The sequence below is a fragment of the Rheinheimera gaetbuli genome (assembly GCF_054781935.1).
This window is the reverse complement of sequence record NZ_BAAGTL010000028.1, coordinates 391,306-418,191: the sequence shown is the minus strand read 5'-3', so window position 1 is coordinate 418,191 and position 26,886 is coordinate 391,306. Positions and strand designations below refer to the sequence as shown.

The following is a 26,886-nucleotide window of genomic DNA, read 5'->3' as shown; positions in this document are numbered from 1 at the left end:
TTTAATTTTACCTGCAATACTGTGGCAGCAATGTAGCTGCCACAACTAAGGAGTCACTGATGGCCGGCCATAGTAAATGGGCGAACATGAAGCATCGCAAAGCCCGTCAGGATGCGAAAAAAAATAAAATTTTCACTAAAATTATCCGCGAGCTAACGGTAGCTGCCCGTTTGAATCCTGATGTTAGCGTCAATCCGCGTTTGCGCCTGGCGGTAGACAAAGCCTTGTCTGAAAACATGACTCGCGACACTATCGACCGCGCGATAAAACGCGGTGCCGGTGCCAGCGAGGGCGAAAACTACGAAGAGCTGGTGTACGAGGGCTATGGCCCAAATGGCGTAGCAGTGATTGTGGAAACCATGACCGATAACCATAAGCGCACGGTAGCAGATGTACGTCATGCGTTTACCAAAGCCGGTGGCAGCCTGGGCACCAATGGCTCAGTAGCCTACTTGTTTACCCGGCGTGGAGTGCTGATTTTTGCTCCTGGCGTTAATGAAGATACGTTAATGGAAGCAGCATTGGAGGCCGGTGCCGATGATGTTGTGGCGCATGATGATGGCAGCTTTGAGGTATTTACCGATGCCGAGCAGTTTAACGATGTGAAAGATGCGCTGCTGGCCGCCGGCTTTGTGCCCGACAGCAGTGAGGTGACCTTAGTGCCGTCAACCCGTGCTGACGTCGATGCTGACCATGTTAATGCCTTTTTTAAAATGCTCGATCAGTTGGAAGACTCCGATGATGTGCAAAACGTGTATCACAATGCTGAGATCAGTGACGAGCTGATGGCTCTGCACGGCTAAGCGTGCAGCTAACGTGAATTGTAACTAAAGTGAATATTATTTTGGGCATCGACCCAGGCAGCCGTTTAACCGGCTATGGCGTGGTACGCCAGATTGGTATGAAATTCGAATATGTCGCCAGTGGCTGCATTCGTCTTACCACCACCGATTTGTTGCCCGAGCGCTTACTGGATATTTTTAACGGTGTCAGCGAAATTATCAGCCAAACCCAGCCAACCATTTTTGCTATTGAGCAGGTGTTTATGGCCCGCAATGCCGACTCAGCGTTAAAGCTGGGCCAAGCTCGCGGTGCTGCCATAGTGGCGGCTAAACATGCCGGGCTTGAGGTATACGAGTACTCTGCACGTCAGGTCAAGCAGTCGGTAGTGGGTACGGGCGCAGCGGATAAGGCTCAGGTACAGCATATGGTGCGTACCTTATTAAAACTACCCGCCAACCCGCAGGCCGATGCCGCCGATGCGCTTGCAGTAGCGCTGTGTCATGGGCATACTCAACAAAGTTTAATCAGTCTGGCTGGCCAGGCGCGCAAAACGGTACGTGGCCGTCTTCGTTGATTACCAACCTAATTCTATAAGCAGACCCTATGATTGGACGTTTACGCGGTATTTTGCTGGAAAAGCAGGCACCGGATTTATTAATTGAAGTGGCCGGTGTCGGCTATGAAGTACAGTTGCCGTTAACCAGCTTTTATCAGTTGCCGGCTATCGGTATCGAAGTCACTATTTATACCCATTTTGTGGTACGTGAAGACGCTCAGCTGTTGTATGGTTTTGTTAACCAGGCCGAGCGCGCGCTGTTTCGCCAACTTATTAAGGCCAATGGTGTGGGGCCAAAACTGGCGTTGACTATTTTATCTGGCATGACGGCACAGCAATTTGTTCGTTGTGTGCAGTTAGACGATGTCAGCACCCTGGTTAAGTTACCGGGAGTCGGTAAAAAAACCGCTGAGCGTTTGGTAGTGGAAATGCGTGACCGCTTGAAAGACTGGGGCATAGCGCCGAATACCCCGGTAACCGATGGGTTAGTGCTGCAGGACGATGAAGCCATTTTCAGCCCGGAGCAAAGCGCCGAGCAAGATGCTGCCAGTGCCTTGGTGTCATTAGGTTACAGCCAGCTACAGGCTGATAAAGCAGTGCAAAAGGTCAAACAAAGCGGAATGAGCAGCGAGCAACTGATTAAAGCGGCACTGCGGAGCATGATGTAAACCATGATAGAAGCTGATCGTTTAATTCAAACCAGTGCCACCCGCGAAGACGAAGGAATTGACCGCGCGTTAAGGCCAAAAACCCTGGCCGATTACACCGGGCAAGAGCACGTCTGTCAGCAAATGGCGATATTTATTGAGGCAGCGCGTGGTCGCGGCGATCCACTCGATCACTTGTTAATATTTGGCCCACCAGGCTTGGGTAAGACTACGTTGGCAATGATCATTGCTAATGAAATGGGCGTTAATATCAAAACTACCTCAGGCCCGGTATTGGAAAAAGCCGGTGACTTAGCCGCGCTGTTAACCAATCTTGAACCAAACGATGTTCTGTTTATTGATGAAATTCATCGCCTAAGCCCGGTGGTGGAGGAGATCCTCTACCCGGCAATGGAAGACTATCAGCTGGACATTATGATAGGCGAGGGCCCGGCAGCGCGTTCAATCAAGCTGGACTTGCCGCCGTTCACCTTAGTTGGCGCTACCACAAGGGCTGGCGCCTTAACCTCACCGCTGCGTGACCGCTTTGGTATAGTGCAGCGCCTGGAATTTTATAAAGTCGCTGAGCTGACGCAAATTATTCTGCGCTCGGCGCACTTTTTAAATTTAGTACTCGATGAGGCTGGTGCGACTGAAATAGCGCGCCGCTCGCGTGGTACGCCGCGAATTGCCAACCGTTTACTGCGCCGTGTGCGCGATTATGCGCAGGTAAAGGCGAATGGTGAGGTAACGGTAGAGATTGCGTCTCAGGCACTTGTGATGGTTGATGTCGATGCCGAGGGCTTCGACTATATGGACCGTAAGCTTATTTTAGCCATTATTGAAAAGTTTATGGGCGGTCCGGTTGGGTTGGATAACTTAGCGGCGGCCATTGGCGAAGAAAAAGATACCATTGAAGATGTCATCGAGCCGTTTTTAATTCAGCAGGGCTTTATTCAGCGTACCCCACGTGGCCGTATAGCCTCGCCACGCGCCTATCAGCATTTCGGCTTTGACTTACCAAAAACAGACTAAGTTAGTGGATAAAAAAAAGCCCGCTCAAGGGAGCGGGCACAAGTTGAAGGAGTGCTTCAAAAAAATCCAGGGAACATGTTGAAACAGCAATAAAATTTGCGATAGCCACAAAGCTCATTACTTAAATGATCTTTACTAAGGTATAACACGACGTGCTTTACCGTTGCGCTAGTTCAGAACACCTGCGTATCATAAAGATTTGGAGTATTTACTTCAAACGAGAAAAACTGCTGTTTTGAGATTAATAAAACTAATGCGATGTGCGCAGTGGGTTGGTGGTTTATTCAACAACTTACTGTTTTCGTTACGCGGCAGGCTTTTATTCATGCGGTGTTAAGTTAAGCTTTGCATTATGGCTGTCATTACTTTTTGTTTGTCGTTCAATGGGCAGGCGTTAAACGTCAGAATTTGTCACTTCAACGCATTAGCCGATTTCGTGTTGAACTGATTGTTGAAATAGCAGTCAACAAGTACTTTGAAAAAGCAATATGTGGCTTTAAAAAAATATAGTTGTGTTTAGCTTGCTGCAGCGATTGAGTTCGGCATGCAGCTTCCTTATCATATGCGGTAATTAAAGCGATCAGCCATGTCAGAAACAGTCTTTTCATTCCCTGTGCGTGTGTACTACGAAGATACCGACGCCGGAGGAATAGTTTATTATGCTAATTACTTGAAATTTTTTGAACGGGCACGCACCGAATGGTTGCGTGAGCTTGGTGTCGAGCAGGATTTGTTGTTGTCACAAAATATCGCCTTTGTTGTTACTCAGGTATTAATGGATAACAAAAAGCCAGCCCGTTTTAATGAATTATTGACGGTAACCAGTCAAATCAGTACCTTAAAACGCGCGAGTTTGGTTTTTACGCAGCACATTTATAATATTGACGCTGATGTAGTGTGTGCGGCAACAATTACAGTTGCCTGTGTTGCAACACAGGAAATGAAAGCCCGGGCAATTCCGGCACAAGTAGCAGAGGTATTAACGCGTGGCAGGTGAGATTTCTATTTTAGGCTTGTTAATAGAAGCCAGTTTTGTAGTGCAGTTGGTGATGTTGATCTTGGTGGCAATGTCAGTAATGTCCTGGACTATGATTTTCCGCCGCCGTAAAGCGCTGGTCGATGCCATTAGCAACGCAAAGAAATTTGAAGATAAGTTTTGGTCAGGCGTTGATTTAAGTAAATTGTATGCTGAAGTTAGCGCGCGTGCGGTTAACAACGGACTTGAAGCGCTATTTAAGGCTGGCTTTAAAGAATTTGCCCGCCTGCACAAGACTAACAGCAGGCAACCGGCGGCGGTGATGGAAGGCACACAGCGAGCGATGCGGGTTGGGCTATCACGTGAAGTAGAGCGGCTGGAAGAGCATTTACCCTTTTTGGCTACGGTTGGCTCGATTAGCCCTTATATCGGCTTATTTGGCACGGTATGGGGTATTATGAACTCTTTTATCGCATTAGGTGCAGTAGAGCAGGCGACGTTGGCGATGGTTGCACCGGGCATTGCGGAGGCGCTCATTGCGACGGCTATCGGGTTGTTTGCTGCTATTCCAGCAGTAATTGCCTACAACAAGTTTTCGCATCAGGTTGAAATGCTTGAAAGCAGCTACGCTAATTTTGTTGAGGAGTTTGCCAATATTTTACATCGTCAGGCGGTGTCAAATGGTGGAGAAGCAGCCTGATGTATGTGAGAAAAAAGCGCCGGTTAAAAGCCGAGATTAACGTGGTGCCTTATATCGACGTTATGCTGGTACTACTGGTGATTTTTATGGTAACCACACCGTTGATTACGCAAGGCGTGAAGGTGGAATTACCGGTGTCATCTGCTGAGCCAATTAAGCAAATGCAGGACGGTAAAACACCGTTGGTTGCAACAGTTGATCAGGACGGCTTGTATTACTTTGAAAAAGACGGCAAGCAGCAAGGACCTTTTACAGCAGCGCAACTGACTGTAGAAGTCGCCAGTTGGCTGACAATTGAGCCTGGTACTCAGGTCATTGTTAAAGGTGATAAACGTGTTAGCTATGACGCTGTGATCAGGCTGATAAACGTGCTTAAAGGTGCTGGTGCACCGGCTGTCGGCTTGATGACTGACAACGTGGATAGCAACTGATATGGCAGTAAAAATTGAACCTGCGCTGGCAAAATCACTCGGCATGCATTTGGCTATTGTGGTAATGCTGGTGTTTGGTGCTGAATTTTCTTCGAAACCAGAAATGGTGGTGGTAAGCCTGCAGAATGAAGGTGAGGCCGCGATAGAAGCTGTAGCAATAGACCAGGCTGCGTTGAATGAGCGTGTTGCGCAAATGCAAAAAGAGCGTGATGACGCCAAAGCGGCCGAAGAAAAGCGTATTCGTGATCTGGAGCGACGAGCCTTGCAGGCAGAGAAAGCCAGAGCAGATGAAGAGGCCAGGCTAAAACGGGTTGCTGCAGAAAAACGCAAAGCGGACGCTGAAGCTAAAAAAGCGCAGGCTGCGGCTGCAGACGCACGGAAGAAGCAGCAACAAGAAACGGCTAAAGCAAAAGAAGCAGAACAAGCCCGAATAGCTAAAGAACAAGAGCGGAAAAAAGCTGAAGATGCCGCCAAAGCGGCAGAGCAAAAACGTATCGCCGAACAAAAAGCGGCAGAAGACGCTGCTGCAGAGCGTGCGCGTCAGGCAGAAAATGCCAGACGTCAGGCCGAGCAAGAACGCATGATGCAAGAGCAACTGGCAAAAGAGGCTCAAGCCAGAGCAGCCGCCAGGGCAAGACAGGCGGCAACCGAGGTTGATCGTTATAAAGCATTAATCTCAAATACGATAAATCAGAATTTGTACAAAGATGAGAGTATGAGAAACCGGTCGTGTTCAGTGAACATCAGATTAGCAACTACCGGTTTTGTTACCAGCGTCAATGTCATTGGCGGAGACAAAACAGTATGTGATGCTGCTGTAAGGGCGTTAAACCGGATCGGTACTTTGCCTATGTCATCAGACCCAGATGTATATAGCGAGTTAAAAGATATCACGTTAAGGGTGGAGCCAGAGTTTTGAAGATATTAATGTTTATCCGTGCATTCAGTGTAATGTGTTTGTTGTCGCTGGCCGGCACAGCGCAAGCGTCGTTAGAAATTGTGATTACCGGTGGCATTGACTCAGGCAGGCCTATTGCAGTTGTGCCGTTTACGTTTAAAGGGGCAAATTTACCTACTCAACGGCTGGATGAAGTCATCGCGGCTGATTTAATGCGCAGTGGTAAGTTCAGTCCTTTGCCTGCGATTAAAATGCCACAACGGCCGCAAACTGCCGCGCAAATTGATTATGCCGCATGGCAGCGCGAAGGCGTGGAAGCCTTGGTTGTTGGTCAGATAACTGAGGTGGGTGTTGATAGGTACACGGTAAGTTTTGAATTGGTCGATGTGTTAAAAGGTGGCAGCAATGCCAGTCGGCAATCATTGAATGCTGGTATTTTAACCGGCGGTACGGCGCATATTCTCGACAGCCGCGAAGCCACTATTACCGGCAGTCAGTTCCGTCAGTATGCGCACCGTATCAGTGATATAGTGTATGAAAAGCTCACCGGTGAACGCGGTGCCTTCCTGACTAAAATTGCCTATGTGTTAGTGAATCGCAGTGCTGAGTTCCCACACAAGTTGGTGGTCGCTGACTATGACGGTTACAACGAGCAAGTGTTGTTGCGTTCAAAAGAGCCGTTAATGTCGCCAAGCTGGTCTCCGGACGGCACTAAGCTAGCCTATGTTACTTTTGAAAAGCGGCAGTCGCAGATTTACATACAGGATATTTATACTGGCCGGCGCACTATGTTAAGCAGTTTCCCGGGAGTTAACGGCGCACCAGTATGGTCCCCTGATGGCAGAAAACTGGCGTTAGTGTTGTCCAAAGATGGCAATACTGAAATTTATACTATGGATGTATCCAGCAAAGCACTGACCAGAGTAACCAATCACCGTGCTATTGATACTGAACCCGCCTGGTCGCCGGATGGCAAAGAATTATTGTTCAGTTCTGAGCGAGGTGGAAATCCGCAACTTTATAGCGTAAATTTGTTAACGAATCAAACGCGACGTTTAACCTTCGAGGGCGAAATGAATCTGGCGGGATCTTATACGCCGGATGGTAGCTCGGTGGTCATGGTTAACCGCACCCGTGGTCAGTATCAAATTGCCAAAATGGACCGTCAGACCCGTTTTCTGCAGGTATTGACCCGCACCAGTCTGGATGAGTCACCCAGTGTGGCGCCAAATGGTTCGATGATTATTTATAGCACTATGCACGGTTCTACGCAGGTGTTAGCACTGGTTTCTATGGATGGGCGTTTTAAAGCACGGCTGCCAGCGGTGGAAGGACAGGTTAAATCGCCGGCCTGGTCACCTTTTTTATAATAAAAGTTAGTTAATATAGTTAAATACTAAGGACAACATCATGAAATTAAACAAAGTGGTAAAAGGTTTACTGATTGCATTACCCGTGCTGACACTGGCTGCCTGTAGCTCAACATCTTCTACTGATCAATCAGGTGCAGATACATCGGGCGTTTCTCAACAGCAAGAAACTGTGCAAGTTGAAACCGTAGCGCAAGCCGTTAGCCCTGCCGAGCAAATGCGTCAGAAACTGGAAGCACTGCGTCAGGAAAACACAATTTATTTCGATTTCGACAAAGCAACAGTGCGTCCAGAGTTTGTAGAAACATTACAAGCTCATGGTGCATTTTTAACTGCTAATCCAAGCGTACGTGTAACTGTGGAAGGCCACTCAGATGAGCGCGGCACCCCAGAATATAACATTGCACTGGGCGAGCGTCGTGCACAAGCAGTAGTTCAGTATTTACAAAACCTGGGCGTATCAGCAGGTCAAATCTCTACTGTAAGCTATGGCGAAGAAAAACCAGTAGATCTGTCACGCACAGAAGCAGGCTTTGCTAAAAACCGTCGTGCAGTGTTAGTCTACTAATCCAGACCCACAACAAAAATAAAGCGCATGATAGTTAAACATTCTCTGCTTGTTGTATTGGCACTGGTTCATACCAGTGCCTTTGCTAATCCCGCACCGGTTACCGACATTAATCGCAACCGGCCTACAACCACAAACGTGCAGTTAAGCGGTGGTGGTAGTATTGAACAGCGTCTGGCGACACTTGAGCGCATTGTTGAGGCGCGTTCAGAAGCACAGTTACGTATGGCGCAACAACTACAGCAGCTGTTAGATGAAGTCAGTGAGTTGCGTGGTACAACGGAAACACACGCATACCAACTGGACGAAATCTTACAGCGCCAACGTGATCTGTATCAGGAAATTGATCGTCGTGTCAGTGCTATTCAGGTTGCACCGCCAGCCAGCCAGGCAGTATCGGCCACTGATGCGCCTGCCGCAGCGTTGTATTCGTCTGACGTATTAGAGAATGATGCATACGACAAAGCGGTAAACATGGTGCTGAAGGATCGGCGTTATGACGCCGCGATACCAGAGTTTGAAAACTTTATTCGAAATTACCCCAATTCCAGCTATGCACCCAACGCACATTATTGGCTAGGCCAGCTGCTATTTAATGGCGGTGAATTAGCTAAGGCAAAAACGCAGTTTGAACGGGTAGTGAATAATTTTGCCCAGTCGAATAAAGTAGCCGATGCCTTGCTAAAGCTAGGTCAGATAGCTGAGCGTGAAAACGATAAAAATGCTGCCTTACGTTTTTACCGGCAATTAGTCGAAAAGTATAGCAGTGCTACCTCGGCCAGGTTGGCCCAAGAACGGCTTAATGCTTTAAAATAAAACTCAACCCGGCAAATGCCGGGTTTTTTTTCCGTTAACTTTGAGTAAATACGCTGGCATTTTGAGCAGTCAGGCCAGAAGGCGCTGCTTTTTAGCACTTTTTGGTTGCACAAAAGCCGTAAATCAGTAAGATATGCGTCCGCGGTTAGGGTCGTTAGCTCAGTTGGTAGAGCAGTTGACTTTTAATCAATTGGTCGCTGGTTCGAATCCAGCACGACCCACCAAACCGCGCAAAACATTGATATCGAAAAGGGGTCGTTAGCTCAGTTGGTAGAGCAGTTGACTTTTAATCAATTGGTCGCTGGTTCGAATCCAGCACGACCCACCACTTCGATAACCCTGTTTGGGTCATTAGCTCAGCTGGTAGAGCAGCGGACTTTTAATCCGTTGGTCGATGGTTCGAATCCATCATGACCCACCACTTTATTCGTTTCTCCTGCACGGGTCGTTAGCTCAGTTGGTAGAGCAGTTGACTTTTAATCAATTGGTCGCTGGTTCGAATCCAGCACGACCCACCATGCAGCCTTTCTTCACATTAAACTTTGCCTTGTACAGCCAGACTGTATTTTAGCACTCTGCAGCGTTATAATATCGCCCCTTTACAGCCACCGGGTAAGCCGTATGGAACAGACGTTGTATTTTACTGAGCAAGATTTTGCCTTTCCAAAAAAGCCGGTACCGCTAAGCAGCGATGATAAGCAAGCTTACAAAGCGCGTATTAAAACCTTATTACAGCAAAAAGACGCTGTGCTGGTGGCGCATTACTATACCGATCCTGAAATACAGGCGTTAGCCGAAGAAACCGGCGGCTGTGTGTCAGACTCGTTAGAAATGGCGCGTTTTGGTAACGAACATCCGGCAAAGACACTGATTGTTGCGGGTGTTAAGTTTATGGGCGAAACCGCCAAAATTCTTACCCCGAACAAAACCGTTTTAATGCCGACGCTTGAAGCTACGTGCTCGTTAGATTTAGGCTGCCCGGCAGAACCGTTCTCGGCGTTTTGTGATGCCCACCCCGACCGCGTGGTGGTGGTGTATGCCAATACCTCTGCCGCAGTAAAAGCCCGTGCAGACTGGGTTGTTACCTCATCTATTGCGTTAGACGTGGTAGATTATCTTGATAGCCAGGGTAAAAAAATCCTGTGGGGGCCAGACAAGCACCTCGGTGCCTGGGTACAAAAGCAAACCGGTGCCGACATGCTGCTGTGGAACGCCGCCTGTATTGTGCATGACGAGTTTAAAGCCAACGCACTGGTCGAGCTGAAAAAACAGTATCCGGATGCCGCTGTGCTGGTGCACCCTGAGTCGCCAGACAGCGTGGTGCAGTTAGCTGACGCCGTAGGCTCTACCAGCCAACTGATTAAAGCCAGCCAAACACTGCCCAACAGCACTTTTATCGTCGCCACCGACAAGGGCATCTTTTACAAGATGCAGCAACAAATGCCGGATAAGACCTTTATTGAAGCCCCAACCGGCGGTAACGGCGCTACCTGTCGCAGCTGTGCTCACTGCCCCTGGATGGCAATGAACGGCTTAAAAGCGATTGAGGCGGCGTTAACAGACACTAACGGCCATGAGATCTTTGTTGATGCTGCGCAACGTGAAAAAGCCTTAGTACCGCTAAACCGTATGCTGGCTTTTGCCGCGGATCTGAAAAAGCAGGTAAAAGGCAACGCTTAAGCCTGATAAAGCCCGAAACGCTTAAAAATCAGCCATAAGCAAGGGGCAATACAGATAACAGTTGCAGCACGGCACGAATTTCCCTAGTATAGCCGCGCTTGCAACGCAAGTTCCGGAGAGATGGCTGAGTGGCTGAAGGCGCACGCCTGGAAAGTGTGTTTAGGTTAACCCCTAACGAGGGTTCGAATCCCTCTCTCTCCGCCAGATAAATGACAAAGGCTCACGCCAAAAGCGTGGGCCTTTGTCATTTATGCAGTTTTATTGTAGCCGCGCGGGTAGTTTGAGAAATTGCGCAGGGTAGTTTGAGAATTGTTTAGCGGCGAGATCGCAGGGTAGTTTGAGAACAGGGCAGCGCTTAGCTGCCTTTTGTTTGCAGTGCAATATTGGTTGAGGAGGCACTTGCAGGGCAGTGCATGGCGCAGTGTGCTGCGGCATCTAACAATAAGTTAATGCCCTCAAGATGGCATTGGCCTGTTTCGTCCATGCGGTAGATTAGCTCCTGTGCCGACGTCAAGAAGTTGCTGGCCTGGTGTCGCTCTGACTCAGGCATTGCCTCTATCATATCGGTGATCACAGTTATGCGGTTGTATGCACCGTTTAAACCGCCAATGCCGCTGAAAAAATTAAACCCATTCAACAGGCTTTTAAACACCCTTTTAATGTTATTTGCTTGCCGCATTAAAGCTCCCTCTACACCAACCGGAAAAAACAGCACGCTCAGCATTAAAGCATTGTTAATGTTGCTCTGAGCAGAATACCAATACCACAGAGCCCATCTATCATTTGCCCAGTCGTTGTTTAATGGCCCCCAATCGTTTAGGGCTACAATATTCTGGTCGACGTGCATTAAAATGTTGCCTGCTGTATCTACACAAAGCAGGCCGATAACAACTTTGGCCATCCAATATAATCGAGTGCTGGTTAGTACTTTAGCCAACAGCACTGCTGCAACTATGAAACCGCATGCAGCAGACCATAGTACATACTGAAACGTAATATGTTCACTAAACGCCTTACCATCAAACACTGCTGCGGTAACGGCGTGATTCACGGCATAGCAAACAGTTAGTATGCCAGCCAGCCATATAACTGGTTTTAGGTCTGAACGCCTGGCGATGTTGTAAACCATCGCCAGGGCAAACGACACTATCCAAATTGTGTCAAAAAAGAATGCTACTAAATTATCCATCGCTGTCTGGTTTTGTTCCTGAGCCGTTACCACCGCCAGTTCCGCCGCTGCCAGGCCCCATTGGCGTGACAACCGTGTCATCACCCTTTATCAGGCATTGAAAAACCGAAACTGGATCTACCAAGTCATAACATGCTTCGCTAGCAACTGCTGATTGCGACAACAGCACCGATGCTATAGCTGATGAAACGATTAATGACTTACGCATGCTTACCTCACTTATTTAATTAACAGAAACTGAACGAACAAACTATGTTGTCAGCAGATTTTTTCCTGATAGAACTATGATAAATCACTATTTCGCGCAGAAATCATACAAAAGCACGCAAAATAGGACTTAAACATCTATTTCACTATACGGCAAAGTTGCTGCCTGCCCAATAATGCGCCCTCCCTCTATGTATGCTGGATCTCCGACTGAAACGTCCTGCCCAAGCACTGTTATTGATGCTCCGCTCATTAGTTGAACTGTGCTAGTGCCATCTGGATTGTGGCTTGATACTGTTGCCACTGTGCGGGGCTGTGTCTGCGTTAGTGTGCGCAGGCGGCGATAGCTGTTATTCATAGCAGCGCAATACTCCTACATTTTGCCGAACTGTAAGTTGCCCAGACTGGCTACGCTGTGCAGTTACCTGGATGCTATCGACCAGCGTTTTGTATGTATCGGTTTGCCATGTAATGCCCAGTACTTGGCCAGGTAACAGTGGTGGTAATGAGTCCATTATTGGTAATGTTAACTGCAACGCATCTTTGCGGCCTGAGTTAGCAAGATCGGCAGTACCACGCTGGCGCAGTGCCTGGTTGTCGACCATTAGCGGGTCAACAACATCAGAGGCCACTTTATCGCCAGCAGTGCCGGTACGTTTTACCCTGGCAGATTGCCCTTGCTGCTCGCCGCGTACAAATACGGCGTTATAAAGTGGCGAACTGGCCGGGCTACTGCTGAGTGACAGGATCACGTCGTCATGCACTGCCACATCTGCGGTGGCACCTGCAATAGCCCATGGCGTTACCGGCCACTGTGGGCGGATGTGGATGGTTTTGGTATCGCCATCCGGGTAAACCATGCCACCAATGGCTGCAGCTATTTGAGCAATGGCCTCGATCGGGGTTTTGCTTACATAGCTAAATACGCCTGCCGGCACGTTAAACTGTGTCATACCAAAATCATAACCCCAACCGGTACCGATTAGCTCCTCACTAACCAGAGCCGCAATACCTTTTGCAGTGGCATTGGAGTAAGAGCGGGCCGGGGCGTGTGGGCTGGCCAGTACGGCAACGCTGCTACGACCAATAACGGTATAGCTGTTACTGCCAAACTCGCCTGAGTAGTTAAACGACTCTGCCAGGCCGTAAAACTCAAAGCCGTTTATAACCAGTTTAAATTCCTGCTCTATACCACCCGCAAACAACAAATCCTTATCGCCTTTACTGCCGCATTGCAGCGATATAGTCGCACCCCACTGGCTGCGCGATATGCTCCAGTTGGCGCTGATAATGTTAACCTCTTGGTTGTCGCTTACGCGGTAGCAGCGTAGCTGTGGCTGCATAATATAGCTCCTGCGCCTGGGCGGCGTTATGGGTTTTGTTGTGTCTACCGTTGGTAAATCTGGCAGCGGCCAGATAAGTCCGCCGCCGTTGTCTAGTACGCAGAATATCGGGTTACCAACATTGGAAAAATTGAGCGTTACTGTGCCAGTGCCGGGCGTTGCCAACTCGGTAAAATTGAGCGTTACGATACCTTTTTGTGGCCGGTAATCATTGCTGCAAATGTAGCTGGGCGGCTTTGGTCCGTAAGGCAGCGTGTAGCCGTTTTTGGTGTCATTGCCCTGGTTATAAAACACATCGAGGCGTCGCTCTGCTATGTCGTTATGTTGCCAGTGGTTGCGGTTAAGTATCTGCTGCAGCTGGAGCGTTGGCAGCCATGTTGTTTTAAGCTGCTGACCTACAACGGGCCATTCTGACCACAACGTTTTAGTTTGCACAGCCAGTTGGCGGTAATCTCCCCAACCAATTACAAATTGTTGTTTAACCAATGGCCAGTTTCCTGTCCAACTGACAGATACTGGCTGGACTGTAAGCGGCGTAGTTTGCCAGCTGGCTTGCAGCAGCTTTATTGTCACCGGCGTTGATGACCATCTTAACCGTGTTTGCGCGGTTATATCGCCGCTGGCCCACAGCGTTTTGGCCGACTTTATTACAGGGCCATGTTTAATGCTGTATCGCGCCTGCACGGCCATTGTGATATTGGGCTCAGCAATAGGTATAGGCGGATATTCGCCGGTTAGCACAAAATCCAGTACTACAGTGCCTACCGGATTTACTGCAGCTTGCTGGAAGTTTAAAACTATAACTGTCATGGCAGCAGCGTTGTTTGTGCGTTGTCAGCTACTACCGCATTGTAGGTGCCTGTATCGTCATAAGCTGCAACACACAGATAGTCTGATGTAGTGTACTTAAGGGGTAAGATGCGCGTTATCTCGCCATCTGGATTTGTAAAACTGTGCCACAACAGCGCTTGTGATTTACGATCAATAATTGATATGCGCCGTCTGGCCGCAACGCCATCTATTTTTGTTTGCACGCTGAGCGAGGCAGTTTGTTGCGGCAATGCAGCTAATGTTACTGGGTAAAAAAACATAATCTATTCCCAGTTCTCAGTGTTTATCCAGAGCATAATGCCACCATAAACCGATGCGTTGGAATTGAGTGCAACACCTAAATAGCTAATATCGTCAATTTCCATTAGTACTGGCCATGTTGCGTTGTAGTGAGTTTTTAGACCTAGAGTAATTAAACCTGGTAAGTGCCCGCGAAGGAACGGATAATCCGGATCAACCAACCTTGCATTTGTTATTGCGGCATCGAGTTTAAGCGAAACACGTTGAACTAAGCCGCCAACTGGATAGCTAGTGTTGCTGGCATTTAACAAGGACGATTCGGCGATTTCGCCGGGCGCATACAAAATGTAATTTGCAATACCCATCGTACCACTAACACTCGCTGGAACGCCGATCCTAGCTCTAGTCGTATCACCTCCAAATGTCTGCCAAATTATATTAGCGCGCCCGGCAACAGCAGAAATAGGCCCAGTGTTTAAAGCTGTGAAATTTACGGCAGCCGTTGACGTAGTACTGTTTACATTTGCGCCAGTACAAATGAATTTTGATACATCAGTGGGGATTACTGCGTCGTAATCACCAAAAAACAAACAAACAGACATATTTGCACTAACAAAATCAACGGTCGCGTGATGCAACAGAAAATAAAATGATCTGTCATCACCAATTAATATCCAGCGAGTTAACGCTGATTCTGTAGGTACACTATTGAGGTAACCTGGTGCAAACAAATCCTCTTGATTAGGCCCCGTCGCAGCCATCGCAGACTGGGTGCGTATATAGGCATTTGTGGGTATGTTGTACGGCGAGATACGAAAATAGCCGCCGCTGCCGCTTACCGGAGAATTACGAAAAACAGCAATTGCGCCTGGCGCATCTGCGTACTCCAGCGTCCAACCAAGTGGATCAGTATCACCATAACCATCAACAAGGCATTTTTTCAAAATGTCGACGATAGATGCAGCGTTTGCCGGGCTGCGTTGTGGTGCGCCAGGATCATCCCAACGCATAACTCTTACTGGCCTTGCCATAAAAACTCCTAAACTAATTACTGCGCGTTGCCACGGAAGTGCAGGCGGATTGAATCTTGGTTGATAGCGCTATGGCCTGCAGCAACAGAACGCACTAATACAATTGGTTTTGCTGCCGCAACCGACTCAGGGAATACAGTGTTGCCAGGCAGCCAACCGCCCCCCCAACCGGCTGCACGTATGACAAAGTAGGGTTTGTTTGTCGCAGGATTAATGGGCGCAAAGTCATTCATTATGTCGCCGGTTGCAACTTGCCCTACGTTTTGGCCAACACAGCGAAACGCTGTAGTGCTTAAAAACTGTATTGCCCACCGCTCGTTAATAGCGCCGTCGTTAACCACCTCAATTGGGTAATCAATACTGTTGTACGTAGCTGCCGCAGGCGCGCCCTGGATAACACCAGTAAAAGTGCCGTTCCATGTTTCCTGATCAAATACGTTTGTGATACGGGCCTGCATATCACCGAGCTGGGCCACGCTGCTAACAATGCTGCCTGCTGGGTAGGTGCCCTGTAATGGTGAAGCTATTTTAAGCTGCGTTGGCTCTACGTTGGTTACCAGGGCCAGTTCGCTGAGCGTGTCGATTAGCTCAAACGGCGCGGTAAAGCCTGCAGCGCTAACAATGTTTACTTCGCCGGTGTCTTTGTCGTACTCATAGTGCTGCTGCATGGGGTGCCACAGGCTTTCGCCGTCAGCGTCGACAATATCAATAAACGAGTTTGGCCGGCGGCTGATTGTTTGGGCTGCTGTTAATGTTTCAAAATCCTCGTACTGGTTATGCGCCAGGCAGATAACACCGAATGGCCGGAACAATGGTACCGCGCCGTCGTTTGGTATACGCAGCGAGTTAATACCGTACAGCGAGCTGGGCGGCACCAATACTGTAACTTCATCCACGTTGTAGCTTAACGTGCTGGCTTTTACCGGCACGGCAAACGTAAGGCTAACAAAGCCATTTTCAATGCTGCCGGTAACGTTGGTGCCGGTAATGGCGCCGCTGCTGTCTGCGCTGGCCGTTACAAGGCCACCGGCGCTGGCTTCAACGCTGATGTACAAACTGCTGTTAACCACCTCTTTGTAAGGCACGGTAAAATTGGCGCTGTATACCTGCTCTACTGCTGCGGCGTCGTTTTCGATAACCGCGGTGTATTCAATATCGCTAAATCCGTTGTAGTAGGTAACATTGCCGCTGGTATCAATTATTGCCGCTTGCTGCAAATCGAATACGCTGCCCGTGCGGGTTATGCGCAATACCGTTGGGTTGTTAGAGTCAAACTGAAAGCTATAGCGGGTGCCGTTGGTGTAAAGCATAGTGCCGGACAGGCTTAAATTAAGCAGTAATGACCAGCCCGCAGGTATAGCACCGCTTGTGCTGTTGTACTGGGCAAAGCGGGCTGTGCTGGTGTATTTAACCGACACTTTGGTGCCATTGTCTGGCATCGCATTTAACAGCACGGATATGCTGCTGCCGTTATAGCTGCGGGTGGCATCGGTACGGGCTATGCCGGCGCTAATATACAACACTTCTATGTTTGCCCAGGTGGCTACGTCTTCAGTATTAAACTGGTAGCTTAAACCGTTTGCATTGAGCGTTAGTTGCTTGCGGCTAACGTTGCCTTCTTCCAGCAGCGGACGGTTGAATAACCGGTTTACAATGGTGGTTATGCGCGGGTACAGCTGGCCAGATGTTTTACCCACATTTAGCGTTGTGCCTGATGCGGCCTGTGTAAGAGCTGTCACGCCATGGCAAACAACGCCGTTAGTAAAACTAACCGCCCGAAGTACTGTGCAGCGGTTTTGGCCGTTAATGTTGATATCGCGGTTTGGCGTGGCAAAGTTAATTGCCGGCTCAAAGGTAACATTGCCGATTGCGTTGCTTGTTCCGTTGATTGAGCCTACGCCCCCGGTAACTTTGGCAAAATGCTGCTTACGTGGCCAGGTAGCGTTTTCAGAGCCGGTATATTCAACACTAATGCAGATGATCTGGCCAACTGACAGGTTAACTTGCTTTTCTTCGGTGCCAACAGAATTACCCGCTAGATCTAGCCGGTTAATGGTGTCCTGGCCTGCGAGCATGCCGGTTAAACCGGTACGCAGCAACAGGCCGGCGCTTACACTGCTTTCAATGGCTTCTACGATATCAGCGCGGGTGCTGCCATCATTAATGGCAGCTGATTCGACTATCATCACGTCGACAAGCGGATCTATTGGCGGTTCGTTTATCAGGATATGGCCATCTTGCAATAGCTCTGTATTGTTTGTTGCTACCGCCGGGTAGACTTTTACAATGTCGACTGCCGATTGTGCGTGATCAATATCGCTGATATTACCAAACACCTCATTTAGCTGGCCGTTTTGCACCTCGTTGCCGGTACGCTGGCCGCCGGCGTCTGGCTGCTGTGTCATGCGCTCGGATTTAAAAATTTTCAGGTCTGTGCGTAACATTTAAATGCCTTTTAAACGGTTATAAAACGTAGAGTTACAGCCATCAATAAACTGGCGTCGTCCGGGTCAACTTCATCCATTAATGGCGTTGCTGTAACAGGGGCTGCGCTGTAATCCCACATCACGCTAAAGCTGCGGCCATCGCCCAGAGTGATATCAAAGCTGCCTGGCGTTGCCTCGCTGTGCGCTACCAACTGGTCTACAACGGCGCGGGTTAGCATGTCGTCGGCCAGCACAATGGGGCGGCCCGCCTGCTTTTGGGCAACCTCAACCAGCAGCGCACCGCTGCCGGCATATTGGGTATTGGCTACGCGGCTGCTGTAGCTGTATTCATTTACCCAGGGCATATCCGGCACGGTAATAGTGTCGATGATCATAATGATGTACTCGCTGCGCGTTCTATTTCTGCCAGCATGCTGCCGGCATCGGTTCTGGCCATGCTGGCGTTGTAGGTTTTGCCGGGTAGTACCAGTTCCAGCCGCACAGTGCTGCTGGCACTTGTAGCACTTGTGCTGGTTGTAGCCGGTGTAGTCGGCTGCGCTGTTTGACGTGCGGCTGCTGTGGTCGGCGCTGTCGTGGATGCGTTGCCTGCATTGGCAGCAGCCTGGTTAGCCTGTTCTTCTTTCAGCTGGGCCTGTTTAACTGCGTATATTTCTTTGGCCAGTTTTAGTGCTTGCTCGGCACTGGCTACGGCTTGCTTATCGCCGGATTCCTGCGCCTGCTTTAGCTGTGCCTGTATTTCAGTTAGCTGTTGCTGGTAGCGGCGTTGCTCGATGGCGTCCTGGTTGTCGTTGAGGCGGTCCAGCTCGTCACGCAAGCTGCTTACTGTGCCGGCTAAGCCATCGCGCAGGGACAGTAAACGGCGTTCTGCGTCACTTATGGCGTTACGTAACGGTGCCAGTTCCTGCTCGCTAAGCTGGCGGAAGTTGTATTGCAAACTTTTATTAATGGCGTTTAAGCGTTGAATAGTTGGTATGCCGTTGCTCAGCTCTGAGATGTAGCTGCGCATGGCCAGGGTTTCTTGGATGATTTGTTTTTCGCGGATGAAACCTTCGTTGCTGGCTTGTGCCAGGTCACGCCACCAAACGTTGGTTACACGATTATTCTGCACAATAAAGGTGCTAAGCTCGCCAACGCGCTTACCGAGATCGCCAGCTGTTTTATTGGTGAAGTCGAATTCTTTTTGCAGGTACTGCTGTGCAACGGCCATCAGGTTTACATATTCGATGGCTTTGCCGGTTGACTGCTGCACTCGATCTAACGTCTCTTGCTGTTCACGCAACGACTGGGTGGTGTTGTCTACTTGCTCGCCGGCAGTCTGTTCGCCTTGCTCGAGGCCGCCCATCATGCCGCGTAGTACGCGCAGTATTTCGACCTGCTTCTCTTTGCGTTGGTTGTACTCTTCGGTAGTAATGGCACCACGGACGTACAGTTGATCCAGCCCTTCAAGCTGTTTTGTGTACTCGTCGACTTTGGCCTGCAGCTGGTTATAGGTGGCAATTTCAAACTGGCGGGCGATGTTAAGCAGCTCGGTTTTTTCCAGCAATGATTTTTCGGCATCGGCCAGGCGGGCGCTGGCCAGGGCTTTGGCTTCACTAGATGCGGTGCTGCTGTTTAGTGTTTCACGGTATTGCTCGACAGCAGACTTAACGCGGTTGACGTCTTTTTCTAATGCTGAGAATTGCTTGCCGGTAGCGCTGGTGGCGGCATCGCTTTGCTGCATTTTGGCTGTGAGGTCGGTTAATGCCTGGCTTAAACCTAACTTAGCAGCGGTAGCGTTTAGCACTTCCGGTACCACAGCACCTGTGGCTTTGGCGGCATCCAGTTGAGCCTGCGCCCACTTTAAAAACGCCTGGCGCTGTATCTCCAATGGCTCTGATGATTCGGTGATAATTTCAAATGCGGCTTGGGCTTTGGCGGCGGTTTCTTCCAGCGTTTTTACCGATGTGATACCCAGCGCTTTATAGGCTTGCTCGGTGTCTTTTAGCAGCTTTTGCTTTTGTTCATATACAGCACCAACCTGGCGGTTTTGCTCTGCCAGTGCTTCCAGCTGGCCAATTTGGGTGGCATATTCGCCGTTTGATTCGCGCAGTACTTCAAGCACGGCGTTGATTTGCCGGTTTAAGCCTTCAGCGGTATCGCCAGCGCCTTTATAAGCATCGGCCATCGACAATATGCGTTCAGCTGCTGCGGCTGCCTCTGCAGTAGTTAGCTGCAGCTGACCAACCTGATCCGCTTCGGTTTCAGCCAACGCTTGGGCGGCATTTTTAACGGCGCGGTAGGCTTTTAGCTTTTCGTCATAGACAACAAGGCCAGCGCGCTCAGCCTCAAGCAGTTGGTCTATACTGGTTATTTGCATGCCGATTGATTTGCTGACTGACTCGTACTCGTCAGCCAACAGGCGCTGCGTGGTTGCCAAATTAGCCTGGGATTTCTCCAGCGCATTTTGTGCAGCCTGCAGGTCAAAGATCGCGTCTTTTAATTCTGCTAGTTTGCTAACTGCCCAAACCACGCCCTCTACCAAAAGGCCAATGCCTATGGCTTTAAATACATTTTTGGTAGTAAGGGCCAGCTTGGACATTTCGCCGCTGGTGGCAGTGGTTGTGGTGGTGAGTATGCGCAGCTGGATAGCAGCAGCCTTTGCGCCGTCTACCACGTTGCCCAAAAACGAACCGACTTTTAACGCCAGCCAGGCTTTAGCAACAAAGCCAATCTCTTCGCGGAATTCATACAATGCGCCGGCGGTATCGCGCACAAAGGTACCGGCGCTGACAATGGCGTCGCTAACGTTTTGCGCCCATTCTTGCAGACGGCCATCGGCGGCCATTTGGGCAAACTCGGTGTTGAGTTCTGCCAGTTGGTCTTTTAACCAGTCCATTGCGCCAGAGCTGCTAACCAGATTGTAAAACTGTGCCAGGTTGTCTTTGGCGTTTGAGATAAGGCCGGACAATAACGTCATGTTGGCAGCAGCAGATCCTTTTGCCTGGCGGCCAATTTCTTCCATTAAGTCGCGTATTACGTCACGGCCTAACTTGCCTTGCTCGCTGAGCTTTTGCAGCTCCTGGGTATTTTTTCCGGTAACCTTGGCCAGCAAATCCCATACCGGCACACCACGTTCTACCAGCTGTAAAATTTCCTCGCCCTGCAATTTTTGTTTGGCCCATGCCTGGCCAAGTGCCAGGCTTATACCCTCGACTTCCTGAAAACCTCCACCCAGTTTAAACGCCTGGTCGGTAATGGCTTGCAGGGTGCCATCCATTGGATCAAGGCCAAAAGCTTTTAGGCGTACAAATGCCCGGCTAACTTCTTCAAGTTGCAGAGGGGTGTCTTTAGTGAATTGCTTTACCCATTCAGTGGCTTTTTCGCCACCTTCGATACTGCCCATTAAGGCATTAAACTGGACGGTTAATTTTTCTCTATCGCTGCCGGTATTAAAAATGTCTCTAATAGCGCTGGTGATCTTGTTCAGGCCCAGGTAAGTACCGGCCAGTGCAACAAAGCGTGAGGTTAAATCTTTTGCGCCTTCTGATAGCGAGCGCTGCTGACCATTGGCGCGCAGGTAATCGTTACCCAGCTTTCTAACGTCGTTTGATGCGCGTTTAAACTCGGTTTGAACACGGCGTTTTTCGTTAGATAATTTGCTGGTGTCTAAGCCGGTTTCTTTTAACTCGCGCTGCAGGCGGTCATGGTTCGCAGCCTGGTTGCCCAGCTCTTTGCGCATTTCCTCCAGTTGCTGTTCGGCAACGTCGATGTTTTTTGCCAACTCAACAAAGGGTTTGCCGCTGTCTTTGGCCTCTTCGCGCAGCTTGTCCAGCTGCACGGCAGTAGCATAGGCCGCCATGGTGTTGGCATCTAATGCCTGGCTGGCTTGCTCAAATTCTTTAATTAATTTGCTTTGGTTACTCAGCTTGTCCAGCTCTTTGGCCAACGCTTCGGTTTTTGGATCTGCCTCGGCTGCACTGTCGCCAACATCGCGCACAGAGTCCGCCATCCGTAAGACGTCTTTGTCTCCGGTTACTGATGCGGCTATGCGTAACGCTAGTTCTAGGTTCTTGCTCATGCTGGTACCGGCTCCGGGGCTTGGAAAAAGTGAGGCCGGGCGGCCTCACTTGTGTGGTCGCGCTTTACTTACAGTTCGTGGTATTCAAACGGGGCGTCTTTGCCATCCAGCAGTTTGATTTTGCCGGCCAGCGTGGTGGTAACAAACTCAGATGCCATAAAGTCGACTGCGTTTGTTGGTGCCAGTGACGCTTCGGGGATATCGAGCTTGGCATTTTTACCCGTTGCCAGGTTCTTCATGTCGCCCAGGATACGGGCACGGATCTGCGGGCGCAGGCCGCCTTTGACTGAAATGCCGCTGATAGCGTTGTACTGGTACGTTAAGGTAATAGCGCCGCCAGCTTCCATCGCTCCGCCTTTTTTAGCGCGCACTAAACCGGCTGCGTAGTTAATTTCTAAATCTACGGCAATATCAAGCGGGCCAGCCGGCGTAACAATGGCACCGGTAATGCCTACTTCAGCCAGATTACTGTGGGCCAGTTTTGCCCAGCGCCCGTTAGCGGGCAGAATTACGGCTTCATCAGTAGCGGTACCGCTGCCCTGGTTAATTTCCGCAGTGTCACCCAGCAGCGCCATTGCTAACAGCTCTGCTGGCTGGTCGTCAAAAGCAATAGTTACTTCGGTAGGTTGTGCCGTTTTAACCACGTCCAGCGCCTGGCCATGGCTGGCTTTTCTCTTGCTGAGACGCACGGCTTCGTTGCTGGGCGTATTAATAGCCAGCTGTGTTACGTTGATCGGCCCGATTAAACCAGTGCTGGCACCAGTGTCGGTTAAACGATCAATAAAGATGTTGCCTGATAACATTAAACCGCTCATGGGCGATCTCCTTTTTATTTAACTCGGAATTTGACTTCAAAAGCCAGGGGGTAGTAACCAAAGCCGCCTTTTAATATCGGCCTGGCTGCTGCGTTTACTCTGTTTAGGGGGCCTATGCCTGGCACATAACTGCTGCTTTGCACGGCGCGTAGGGTGCGCGCCAATAGCTGGCCAGCTTCCTTGCTGCTGTCGCGGCTTAGCCTTACAGCAAGCACGACCATCCATGTTTGTGTTACGTGGGTTAAGCTGCCGGCTGCGACGCTCTCTGGCACCTTGTCGCCCAGGTAAATAACGTGGGCGCAAGGTGTAGCCTGGGTTTTGTCGGTTACTTCGGCCATGTCAGCGCTGCAGTACACCTTTTTTAAACCGGTCACACTGTCCAGCACGTTGTCCAGGTGCTGCTCTGTTGCCAGGTAGTCTTCTGCGATATCCAGCATTAAATAAACCCTTTGCTGTTTTTGCGGTTAAATACCTGGCCATCAGCCTGGATAAGGGCAATTGTGTCACTAGGTTCGGTTGGGCTGCCTTGCGACAAGCCCAAACTCAGATCGCCTTTGCCAACTTTCACCAGGTAGCTGATCACACTGTCGTAACGCTTTTGCACTGTTTCCGGTGTCCGGTCACCGCTCATCAGGTACCGGGCGATGTCGCAGCAATGCCGCACTAGCACATCCGGTACCTGGCTAAGGGGCAGCTCGTAACGCCCGCCGATATAACCGTTTATTTCAGCGGTGGCGTCGGCAATGGCTTGCTCGATAACCGTTTGGTTTATCTCGCCATCGGGAGCGCCTTCCCGCCAGCTCAGCAGGATCATGTCCTGCTGGCCGTAGCGGCTTATCATGTCGGCAACAGTGCAGTAAGGCATTACTCAGCGCCTTGCTGGTTGTCAGCGCTTTGCTGTGCAGCAAAAACTTTCCAGGCTTCGTCGCGCTCAGGCGCTTTTACCGGGCGGCCCAGCAACCGGCTTAGCGCATCCAGTTGCGGCACACCACCACCGGTAAAGTGGTTTTTATTGCTGGGGTCTAACAGGGCGAATGCCTGATCCAGCGTCTGTGCTGGCGGCGCGTCGTCTTCACCTTTTTTCGCCTGGCCTTTTTCATCCGCTTTACCTGTCGCTGCAATTGCCAGCAGTCGGGTGTCAACTGTTTCGGGCAGGTCGGCTTCGTCGATTTCACGCACAGACAAGCGCTTTTCTGCATGGATGGCGTCAAGCTGCTGTTTTGTGAAATGGTCTTGCGGGAAAGCGGTACCCTCAGTGGTAAAGGCGGTACCGGCCCGGCGAAACGTGCCGGCCAGAGCTGCCACCGCATAAATAACTAATACTTTTGACATGGGTTTCTCCTGCTCGCCCTGACTAACTGCTCCAGGGCGGCAAAGTTAGGGTTGAGCCGGCTTACAGGAAGTCAGCTACAAGGACATCGAACTTATTGCGCAGCTCGTTGCTCACCGTGGTGGTACCGTCGCTGATCTGCTCGCGTTCTTTTAGCTGCAGGGCCAGTTGTTCCATACTGGATGGCACTACAAGCAGAAGCTTGCCTTTACCCAAACCGAGTGGTCGACCACCATCAGCTTTAAAGCCTTTCATCATGCCGATAGCATCCCAAACGGTTTGGTAACCCAGCGTTTTCTTAACGCCTACCGCCATTTGCCAGAAGCCGTAACCGACGTTGCAGCGCATGTCAGTGCCATAACGAAATTGTTTGCGCATGAACACAGCTTCATCGTCCGGGTTATCCATAACGTTAAACTTTGCCTTAGTGCGCTCCTGGAAAATGATCGGCTTCAATGAGCGGCTGACATCCAGCAGGAACCACGGCTCGCCAACGTAGGCACCATCAATGATGACATTCGCTACTGAAGCATCGACACCACTACCATCGACTTCGGCATTAACCGGGTGGTCAGTGTCGAAGAAGTTCTGGCCGTCATAACATAGGTTGGTAAAACCGGCTTTTAACAACGGGAATGCCAGTTCATCAGGGAATACGGCAGCGGCGTAACCCATTTCATCCATCATGGGAGCGTATACACCGATGTTGTCATCTTCGATGTCGTCACGATCCACAGCCACCGTGCTTTCAAAACTCTTATTGGTAACCGAGTAGGCATGTTCTTTCATGGATTTCAGCACACGGTCGCCGATCCATTCGCGGAATTTAGGGAACTGGCCTAACCAGCCATAGGTGTTACTGGCTGAAGAGCTTTGTACCACGGTTGCAATGGCGGTTAGTTGAGGCTGAGCACGGGCTACACCCTCCTGGAACTTTTTGCTAAAAGACACCCGCAGGGCGTTTAGCGTTGCACTGTTGACAATGGCCATTAGCGTTTAACTCCTAAGTCTTTCGCCATATCTTCGTAGCTGATACCCAGCTGGTCGGCGACGATTTTCTGGTCGGCAGTTAGCGCTGCCACGTTGGTATTAGCCGCTTCTTCGGGGGCTTTTCCGTTTGTCTGTTTCCCCGTTAAGGCGGCTACGACAGGGCGCGCATCGACAGCGGCTTTTAGTGCCGCCAAACTTTGCTTGCCTAAGCTTTTCAGGTAGTCCAGTTCGGCAGGAATAATAAGCTTGCCTTCGGCCTGGGCCTGTTCGATTACCTGGTCAACCGTAAGCACATCGTTATTGGCTTTTAGTGCGGCCAGCTCAACATGCAGCGCCTGATAGGTTGCAACAGGCACATACTTGGTTAAGTCGATATTGCCGGTGTCGGCTTTTAAGGCGGCAATTTCTGCGGTTAATGCAGCAACCTTTTCTTTGCCGGTATCCATTGCGGTTAGCGCCGCTATGGCGTCATTAATGTTCTGCTCAGTGGGTTCGGCACCGTCTGCAATGACAATACCCAGCCGACTAAGCAGCTTTTTAAGCAGCTCACTCATGGCTTTCTCTCTTGGGTTGGGGTTGGTGGAGTCGTTACCAGGCACGGTAAAATTCGCCGCCAGACTGGCCAGCGCCTCCATACCGTCAACACCTGGGTAATTGGTTAGCGCAGCCATGTTTATAGCAAGCGGCTCGCCGGTGGCTTTGTCGTAGGGAAATACCGCAGACAGGTAGCGGTATTCGCGGTTGATAATGCGCTCTTTTGCAGCAGCTACCCAGGTAGGTTTTACAAACAAACCTTTACCAGGGCGGTACTGCATTTCTTTAAACCAGCCTGCAGCAGGTGCGGCCTTGCCATTTTCGGCGGCGCGTAAGGTCTGGTGTTCGTAGTCAATGGGCAATTCATTGGCACGCAGCTGCACCTGGCTGATTAAACGCTCAGCTATTTCGGCGTTCATTTTCCACTTGCCACCAGGTACATCATGCGGGCGACCATCAACGCTGCTGAACTCGCCATCTGGTAACAGCTGCACCCAGTCGTCCGTGTTGTTGATCTGCTCGCTCAATACGGCAATACCCAAAGCCTGGCCGGCCTGAGCTATGGCAGTAAGTACAGCAAGTGAGGTGGTGGAAGTTTTAAACATGTCAGCCCAGGTAAGTAATTAGCCTGGGCTGATTGTGGGGGATTAGATTGCGGGTTGTAGATTAAAGCGTTTTGCTAAACTATGTCTGGCATGGTTTTAATCTCGTACAGCTCATTTTTGTAACGGTCAATGTCATCTTTAACTTGTTGCAAGTTCCCTTCATTTAACCTTATCTGGTGATTTAAACCATGCTTTTTAATGAGGTATATAATTGCCAATAAAGCCCTAATGTAAAGCAGTAACATAGCTCTAATGTTTACATGCTCAATTGCAGGCCTCTTTTCCTTTCTAGCTGATAGAAAATAATCTAAGTTGATGTTGTAGTAATCAATGTTATACAGCACGTTTCTCAGGTTTATTCTCTCGTTCTTGGTGATGACGTGGCTTATTTCCTTAAAGTACTCGTTGGTTATTGGCAATGCGAGATTGGCTGGACGTTTTACCAGAGCGGCGTATTCGTTCCTGGCGTACATCTCAAACTCTTGAACAACAGCATTATCTGCGTTTTGTAGTGCATCATATAAATCTTCTAACTCAAGCAGTATGGATGCTTTCTTCGCGTCGAACTTGTACTTATTCCTAATCCACTCGGTTAAAGATGTTAGGCCCCAACCGATAACTACACCTGACAGCGTACCTACCACACCTACTATTGCAACGAATTCGTTTTCGGACAAAGCCACTGTTAAATTCCTTTTCAAATTACTTTAAACACCCTTTAAATCGCTTCAAAATCGTTTAACGGGTTTACCTGTGAATGCTGGTAGCTTAAAACCCCTTTGGATACCTTACAAGCGATTACAGCGC

Annotated in this window: 26 protein-coding genes and 5 tRNA genes; 17 read left to right on the top strand and 14 right to left on the bottom strand. The window is 49.8% G+C overall.

The window, feature by feature from the left end; genetic code table 11:
* The first annotated feature begins 59 nt into the window (after nucleotides 1–59).
* The 17 genes from ACYVIC_RS18480 (at nucleotide 60) to ACYVIC_RS18400 (ending at nucleotide 10,664) form a co-directional block, all read left to right on the top strand.
* Nucleotides 60–803 carry a YebC/PmpR family DNA-binding transcriptional regulator gene (locus tag ACYVIC_RS18480; RefSeq protein ID WP_460862316.1) on the top strand — a complete coding sequence of 248 codons (744 nt, stop codon included), beginning with the start codon at nucleotides 60–62 and terminating at the stop codon, nucleotides 801–803.
* Between the two features lie 29 nt (nucleotides 804–832).
* Nucleotides 833–1,357, top strand: coding sequence for a crossover junction endodeoxyribonuclease RuvC (gene ruvC, locus ACYVIC_RS18475; RefSeq protein ID WP_460862314.1), 525 nt, complete (start codon nucleotides 833–835; stop codon nucleotides 1,355–1,357).
* 29 nt (nucleotides 1,358–1,386) lie between these two features.
* A complete protein-coding gene (gene ruvA / locus ACYVIC_RS18470) occupies nucleotides 1,387–2,007 on the top strand; it encodes a Holliday junction branch migration protein RuvA (protein ID WP_460862313.1) in 621 nt (206 codons plus the stop codon).
* Between the two features lie 3 nt (nucleotides 2,008–2,010).
* The gene (gene ruvB, locus ACYVIC_RS18465; RefSeq protein ID WP_460862311.1) at nucleotides 2,011–3,021 is read left to right on the top strand and encodes a Holliday junction branch migration DNA helicase RuvB; all 1,011 of its coding nucleotides are present in this window, start codon (nucleotides 2,011–2,013) and stop codon (nucleotides 3,019–3,021) included.
* Between the two features lie 586 nt (nucleotides 3,022–3,607).
* Nucleotides 3,608–4,018: a tol-pal system-associated acyl-CoA thioesterase gene (gene ybgC / locus ACYVIC_RS18460; RefSeq protein WP_460862309.1), complete on the top strand. Its 411-nt coding sequence runs from the start codon at nucleotides 3,608–3,610 to the stop codon at nucleotides 4,016–4,018.
* A complete protein-coding gene (gene tolQ / locus ACYVIC_RS18455; RefSeq protein WP_460862307.1) occupies nucleotides 4,008–4,697 on the top strand; it encodes a protein TolQ in 690 nt (229 codons plus the stop codon). Before ybgC ends, tolQ begins: the two co-directional genes overlap by 11 nt.
* Nucleotides 4,697–5,128, top strand: a complete 432-nt coding sequence (gene tolR / locus ACYVIC_RS18450) for a protein TolR (protein ID WP_335736553.1) — start codon at nucleotides 4,697–4,699, stop codon at nucleotides 5,126–5,128. Before tolQ ends, tolR begins: the two co-directional genes overlap by 1 nt.
* Nucleotide 5,129: 1 nt before the next feature.
* On the top strand, nucleotides 5,130–6,047 hold the full coding sequence (tolA, locus tag ACYVIC_RS18445) for a cell envelope integrity protein TolA (protein WP_460862305.1): 918 nt from the start codon (nucleotides 5,130–5,132) through the stop codon (nucleotides 6,045–6,047).
* Nucleotides 6,044–7,396, top strand: coding sequence for a Tol-Pal system beta propeller repeat protein TolB (gene tolB, locus ACYVIC_RS18440; protein ID WP_460862303.1), 1,353 nt, complete (start codon nucleotides 6,044–6,046; stop codon nucleotides 7,394–7,396). The genes tolA and tolB overlap by 4 nt, the downstream gene beginning before the upstream one ends.
* 40 nt (nucleotides 7,397–7,436) lie before the next feature.
* The gene (gene pal, locus ACYVIC_RS18435; RefSeq protein WP_460862301.1) at nucleotides 7,437–7,964 is read left to right on the top strand and encodes a peptidoglycan-associated lipoprotein Pal; all 528 of its coding nucleotides are present in this window, start codon (nucleotides 7,437–7,439) and stop codon (nucleotides 7,962–7,964) included.
* A 27-nt stretch (nucleotides 7,965–7,991) separates the two neighbouring features.
* On the top strand, nucleotides 7,992–8,780 hold the full coding sequence (ybgF, locus tag ACYVIC_RS18430) for a tol-pal system protein YbgF (protein ID WP_460862299.1): 789 nt from the start codon (nucleotides 7,992–7,994) through the stop codon (nucleotides 8,778–8,780).
* Between the two features lie 148 nt (nucleotides 8,781–8,928).
* A tRNA-Lys gene (locus tag ACYVIC_RS18425) sits at nucleotides 8,929–9,004 on the top strand.
* A gap of 28 nt (nucleotides 9,005–9,032) precedes the next feature.
* Nucleotides 9,033–9,108, top strand: a tRNA-Lys gene (locus ACYVIC_RS18420).
* 17 nt (nucleotides 9,109–9,125) lie between these two features.
* Nucleotides 9,126–9,201 (top strand) — tRNA-Lys (locus tag ACYVIC_RS18415).
* Between the two features lie 21 nt (nucleotides 9,202–9,222).
* Nucleotides 9,223–9,298 (top strand) — tRNA-Lys (locus ACYVIC_RS18410).
* 103 nt (nucleotides 9,299–9,401) lie between these two features.
* Nucleotides 9,402–10,460: a quinolinate synthase NadA gene (gene nadA / locus ACYVIC_RS18405; protein ID WP_460862297.1), complete on the top strand. Its 1,059-nt coding sequence runs from the start codon at nucleotides 9,402–9,404 to the stop codon at nucleotides 10,458–10,460.
* 114 nt (nucleotides 10,461–10,574) lie between these two features.
* Nucleotides 10,575–10,664: transfer RNA gene (locus tag ACYVIC_RS18400), tRNA-Ser, on the top strand.
* 151 nt (nucleotides 10,665–10,815) lie between these two features.
* Here the strand turns inward: ACYVIC_RS18400 and ACYVIC_RS18395 are convergent.
* From ACYVIC_RS18395 to ACYVIC_RS18330, 14 genes are all read right to left on the bottom strand, one after another.
* Nucleotides 10,816–11,730, bottom strand: coding sequence for a hypothetical protein (locus ACYVIC_RS18395; protein ID WP_460862296.1), 915 nt, complete (start codon nucleotides 11,728–11,730; stop codon nucleotides 10,816–10,818).
* Between the two features lie 476 nt (nucleotides 11,731–12,206).
* Nucleotides 12,207–14,009, bottom strand: coding sequence for a hypothetical protein (locus ACYVIC_RS18390; protein WP_460862294.1), 1,803 nt, complete (start codon nucleotides 14,007–14,009; stop codon nucleotides 12,207–12,209).
* Nucleotides 14,006–14,290, bottom strand: coding sequence for a hypothetical protein (locus tag ACYVIC_RS18385; RefSeq protein WP_460862293.1), 285 nt, complete (start codon nucleotides 14,288–14,290; stop codon nucleotides 14,006–14,008). Before ACYVIC_RS18385 ends, ACYVIC_RS18390 begins: the two co-directional genes overlap by 4 nt.
* Nucleotides 14,291–14,293: 3 nt before the next feature.
* On the bottom strand, nucleotides 14,294–15,301 hold the full coding sequence (locus tag ACYVIC_RS18380; RefSeq protein ID WP_460862292.1) for a hypothetical protein: 1,008 nt from the start codon (nucleotides 15,299–15,301) through the stop codon (nucleotides 14,294–14,296).
* 17 nt (nucleotides 15,302–15,318) lie between these two features.
* Nucleotides 15,319–17,745, bottom strand: a complete 2,427-nt coding sequence (locus ACYVIC_RS18375) for a hypothetical protein (protein ID WP_460862290.1) — start codon at nucleotides 17,743–17,745, stop codon at nucleotides 15,319–15,321.
* Between the two features lie 11 nt (nucleotides 17,746–17,756).
* On the bottom strand, nucleotides 17,757–18,122 hold the full coding sequence (locus ACYVIC_RS18370; RefSeq protein WP_460862289.1) for a hypothetical protein: 366 nt from the start codon (nucleotides 18,120–18,122) through the stop codon (nucleotides 17,757–17,759).
* Entirely contained in the window at nucleotides 18,119–21,805 is a 3,687-nt protein-coding gene (locus tag ACYVIC_RS18365) for a tape measure protein (protein ID WP_460862288.1), read from the bottom strand. The genes ACYVIC_RS18370 and ACYVIC_RS18365 overlap by 4 nt, the downstream gene beginning before the upstream one ends.
* A gap of 68 nt (nucleotides 21,806–21,873) precedes the next feature.
* Nucleotides 21,874–22,620 carry a phage tail tube protein gene (locus ACYVIC_RS18360; RefSeq protein WP_460862286.1) on the bottom strand — a complete coding sequence of 249 codons (747 nt, stop codon included), beginning with the start codon at nucleotides 22,618–22,620 and terminating at the stop codon, nucleotides 21,874–21,876.
* Between the two features lie 14 nt (nucleotides 22,621–22,634).
* The gene (locus ACYVIC_RS18355; RefSeq protein WP_460862285.1) at nucleotides 22,635–23,057 is read right to left on the bottom strand and encodes a phage tail terminator protein; all 423 of its coding nucleotides are present in this window, start codon (nucleotides 23,055–23,057) and stop codon (nucleotides 22,635–22,637) included.
* Nucleotides 23,057–23,485 carry a gp436 family protein gene (locus ACYVIC_RS18350; RefSeq protein WP_460862283.1) on the bottom strand — a complete coding sequence of 143 codons (429 nt, stop codon included), beginning with the start codon at nucleotides 23,483–23,485 and terminating at the stop codon, nucleotides 23,057–23,059. Before ACYVIC_RS18350 ends, ACYVIC_RS18355 begins: the two co-directional genes overlap by 1 nt.
* Nucleotides 23,485–23,952: an HI1506-related protein gene (locus tag ACYVIC_RS18345; RefSeq protein WP_460862281.1), complete on the bottom strand. Its 468-nt coding sequence runs from the start codon at nucleotides 23,950–23,952 to the stop codon at nucleotides 23,485–23,487. The genes ACYVIC_RS18350 and ACYVIC_RS18345 overlap by 1 nt, the downstream gene beginning before the upstream one ends.
* A 61-nt stretch (nucleotides 23,953–24,013) precedes the next feature.
* Nucleotides 24,014–24,940 (bottom strand): Mu-like prophage major head subunit gpT family protein, encoded by a 927-nt coding sequence (locus tag ACYVIC_RS18340; RefSeq protein ID WP_460862280.1) that lies wholly within the window; start codon nucleotides 24,938–24,940, stop codon nucleotides 24,014–24,016.
* Nucleotides 24,940–26,079 carry a phage protease gene (locus ACYVIC_RS18335; protein WP_460862279.1) on the bottom strand — a complete coding sequence of 380 codons (1,140 nt, stop codon included), beginning with the start codon at nucleotides 26,077–26,079 and terminating at the stop codon, nucleotides 24,940–24,942. Before ACYVIC_RS18335 ends, ACYVIC_RS18340 begins: the two co-directional genes overlap by 1 nt.
* Before the next feature lie 74 nt (nucleotides 26,080–26,153).
* A complete protein-coding gene (locus ACYVIC_RS18330; protein WP_460862277.1) occupies nucleotides 26,154–26,762 on the bottom strand; it encodes a hypothetical protein in 609 nt (202 codons plus the stop codon).
* Nucleotides 26,763–26,886 lie beyond the last annotated feature (124 nt).

Excerpts from the sequence above, each read along its gene's own strand:
- ACYVIC_RS18480 (WP_460862316.1), top strand. The coding sequence starts at position 60 with ATGGCCGGCCATAGTAAATGGGCGAACATGAAGCATCGCAAAGCCCGT.
- ruvA (WP_460862313.1), top strand. The coding sequence starts at position 1,387 with ATGATTGGACGTTTACGCGGTATTTTGCTGGAAAAGCAGGCACCGGAT.
- ruvB (WP_460862311.1), top strand. The coding sequence starts at position 2,011 with ATGATAGAAGCTGATCGTTTAATTCAAACCAGTGCCACCCGCGAAGAC.
- ybgC (WP_460862309.1), top strand. The coding sequence starts at position 3,608 with ATGTCAGAAACAGTCTTTTCATTCCCTGTGCGTGTGTACTACGAAGAT.
- tolR (WP_335736553.1), top strand. The coding sequence starts at position 4,697 with ATGTATGTGAGAAAAAAGCGCCGGTTAAAAGCCGAGATTAACGTGGTG.
- tolA (WP_460862305.1), top strand. The coding sequence starts at position 5,130 with ATGGCAGTAAAAATTGAACCTGCGCTGGCAAAATCACTCGGCATGCAT.
- pal (WP_460862301.1), top strand. The coding sequence starts at position 7,437 with ATGAAATTAAACAAAGTGGTAAAAGGTTTACTGATTGCATTACCCGTG.
- ybgF (WP_460862299.1), top strand. The coding sequence starts at position 7,992 with ATGATAGTTAAACATTCTCTGCTTGTTGTATTGGCACTGGTTCATACC.
- nadA (WP_460862297.1), top strand. The coding sequence starts at position 9,402 with ATGGAACAGACGTTGTATTTTACTGAGCAAGATTTTGCCTTTCCAAAA.
- ACYVIC_RS18395 (WP_460862296.1), bottom strand. The coding sequence starts at position 11,730 with ATGACACGGTTGTCACGCCAATGGGGCCTGGCAGCGGCGGAACTGGCG.
- ACYVIC_RS18390 (WP_460862294.1), bottom strand. The coding sequence starts at position 14,009 with ATGACAGTTATAGTTTTAAACTTCCAGCAAGCTGCAGTAAATCCGGTA.
- ACYVIC_RS18385 (WP_460862293.1), bottom strand. The coding sequence starts at position 14,290 with ATGTTTTTTTACCCAGTAACATTAGCTGCATTGCCGCAACAAACTGCC.
- ACYVIC_RS18380 (WP_460862292.1), bottom strand. The coding sequence starts at position 15,301 with ATGGCAAGGCCAGTAAGAGTTATGCGTTGGGATGATCCTGGCGCACCA.
- ACYVIC_RS18375 (WP_460862290.1), bottom strand. The coding sequence starts at position 17,745 with ATGTTACGCACAGACCTGAAAATTTTTAAATCCGAGCGCATGACACAG.
- ACYVIC_RS18370 (WP_460862289.1), bottom strand. The coding sequence starts at position 18,122 with ATGATCATCGACACTATTACCGTGCCGGATATGCCCTGGGTAAATGAA.
- ACYVIC_RS18365 (WP_460862288.1), bottom strand. The coding sequence starts at position 21,805 with ATGAGCAAGAACCTAGAACTAGCGTTACGCATAGCCGCATCAGTAACC.
- ACYVIC_RS18360 (WP_460862286.1), bottom strand. The coding sequence starts at position 22,620 with ATGAGCGGTTTAATGTTATCAGGCAACATCTTTATTGATCGTTTAACC.
- ACYVIC_RS18355 (WP_460862285.1), bottom strand. The coding sequence starts at position 23,057 with ATGCTGGATATCGCAGAAGACTACCTGGCAACAGAGCAGCACCTGGAC.
- ACYVIC_RS18350 (WP_460862283.1), bottom strand. The coding sequence starts at position 23,485 with ATGCCTTACTGCACTGTTGCCGACATGATAAGCCGCTACGGCCAGCAG.
- ACYVIC_RS18345 (WP_460862281.1), bottom strand. The coding sequence starts at position 23,952 with ATGTCAAAAGTATTAGTTATTTATGCGGTGGCAGCTCTGGCCGGCACG.
- ACYVIC_RS18340 (WP_460862280.1), bottom strand. The coding sequence starts at position 24,940 with ATGGCCATTGTCAACAGTGCAACGCTAAACGCCCTGCGGGTGTCTTTT.
- ACYVIC_RS18335 (WP_460862279.1), bottom strand. The coding sequence starts at position 26,079 with ATGTTTAAAACTTCCACCACCTCACTTGCTGTACTTACTGCCATAGCT.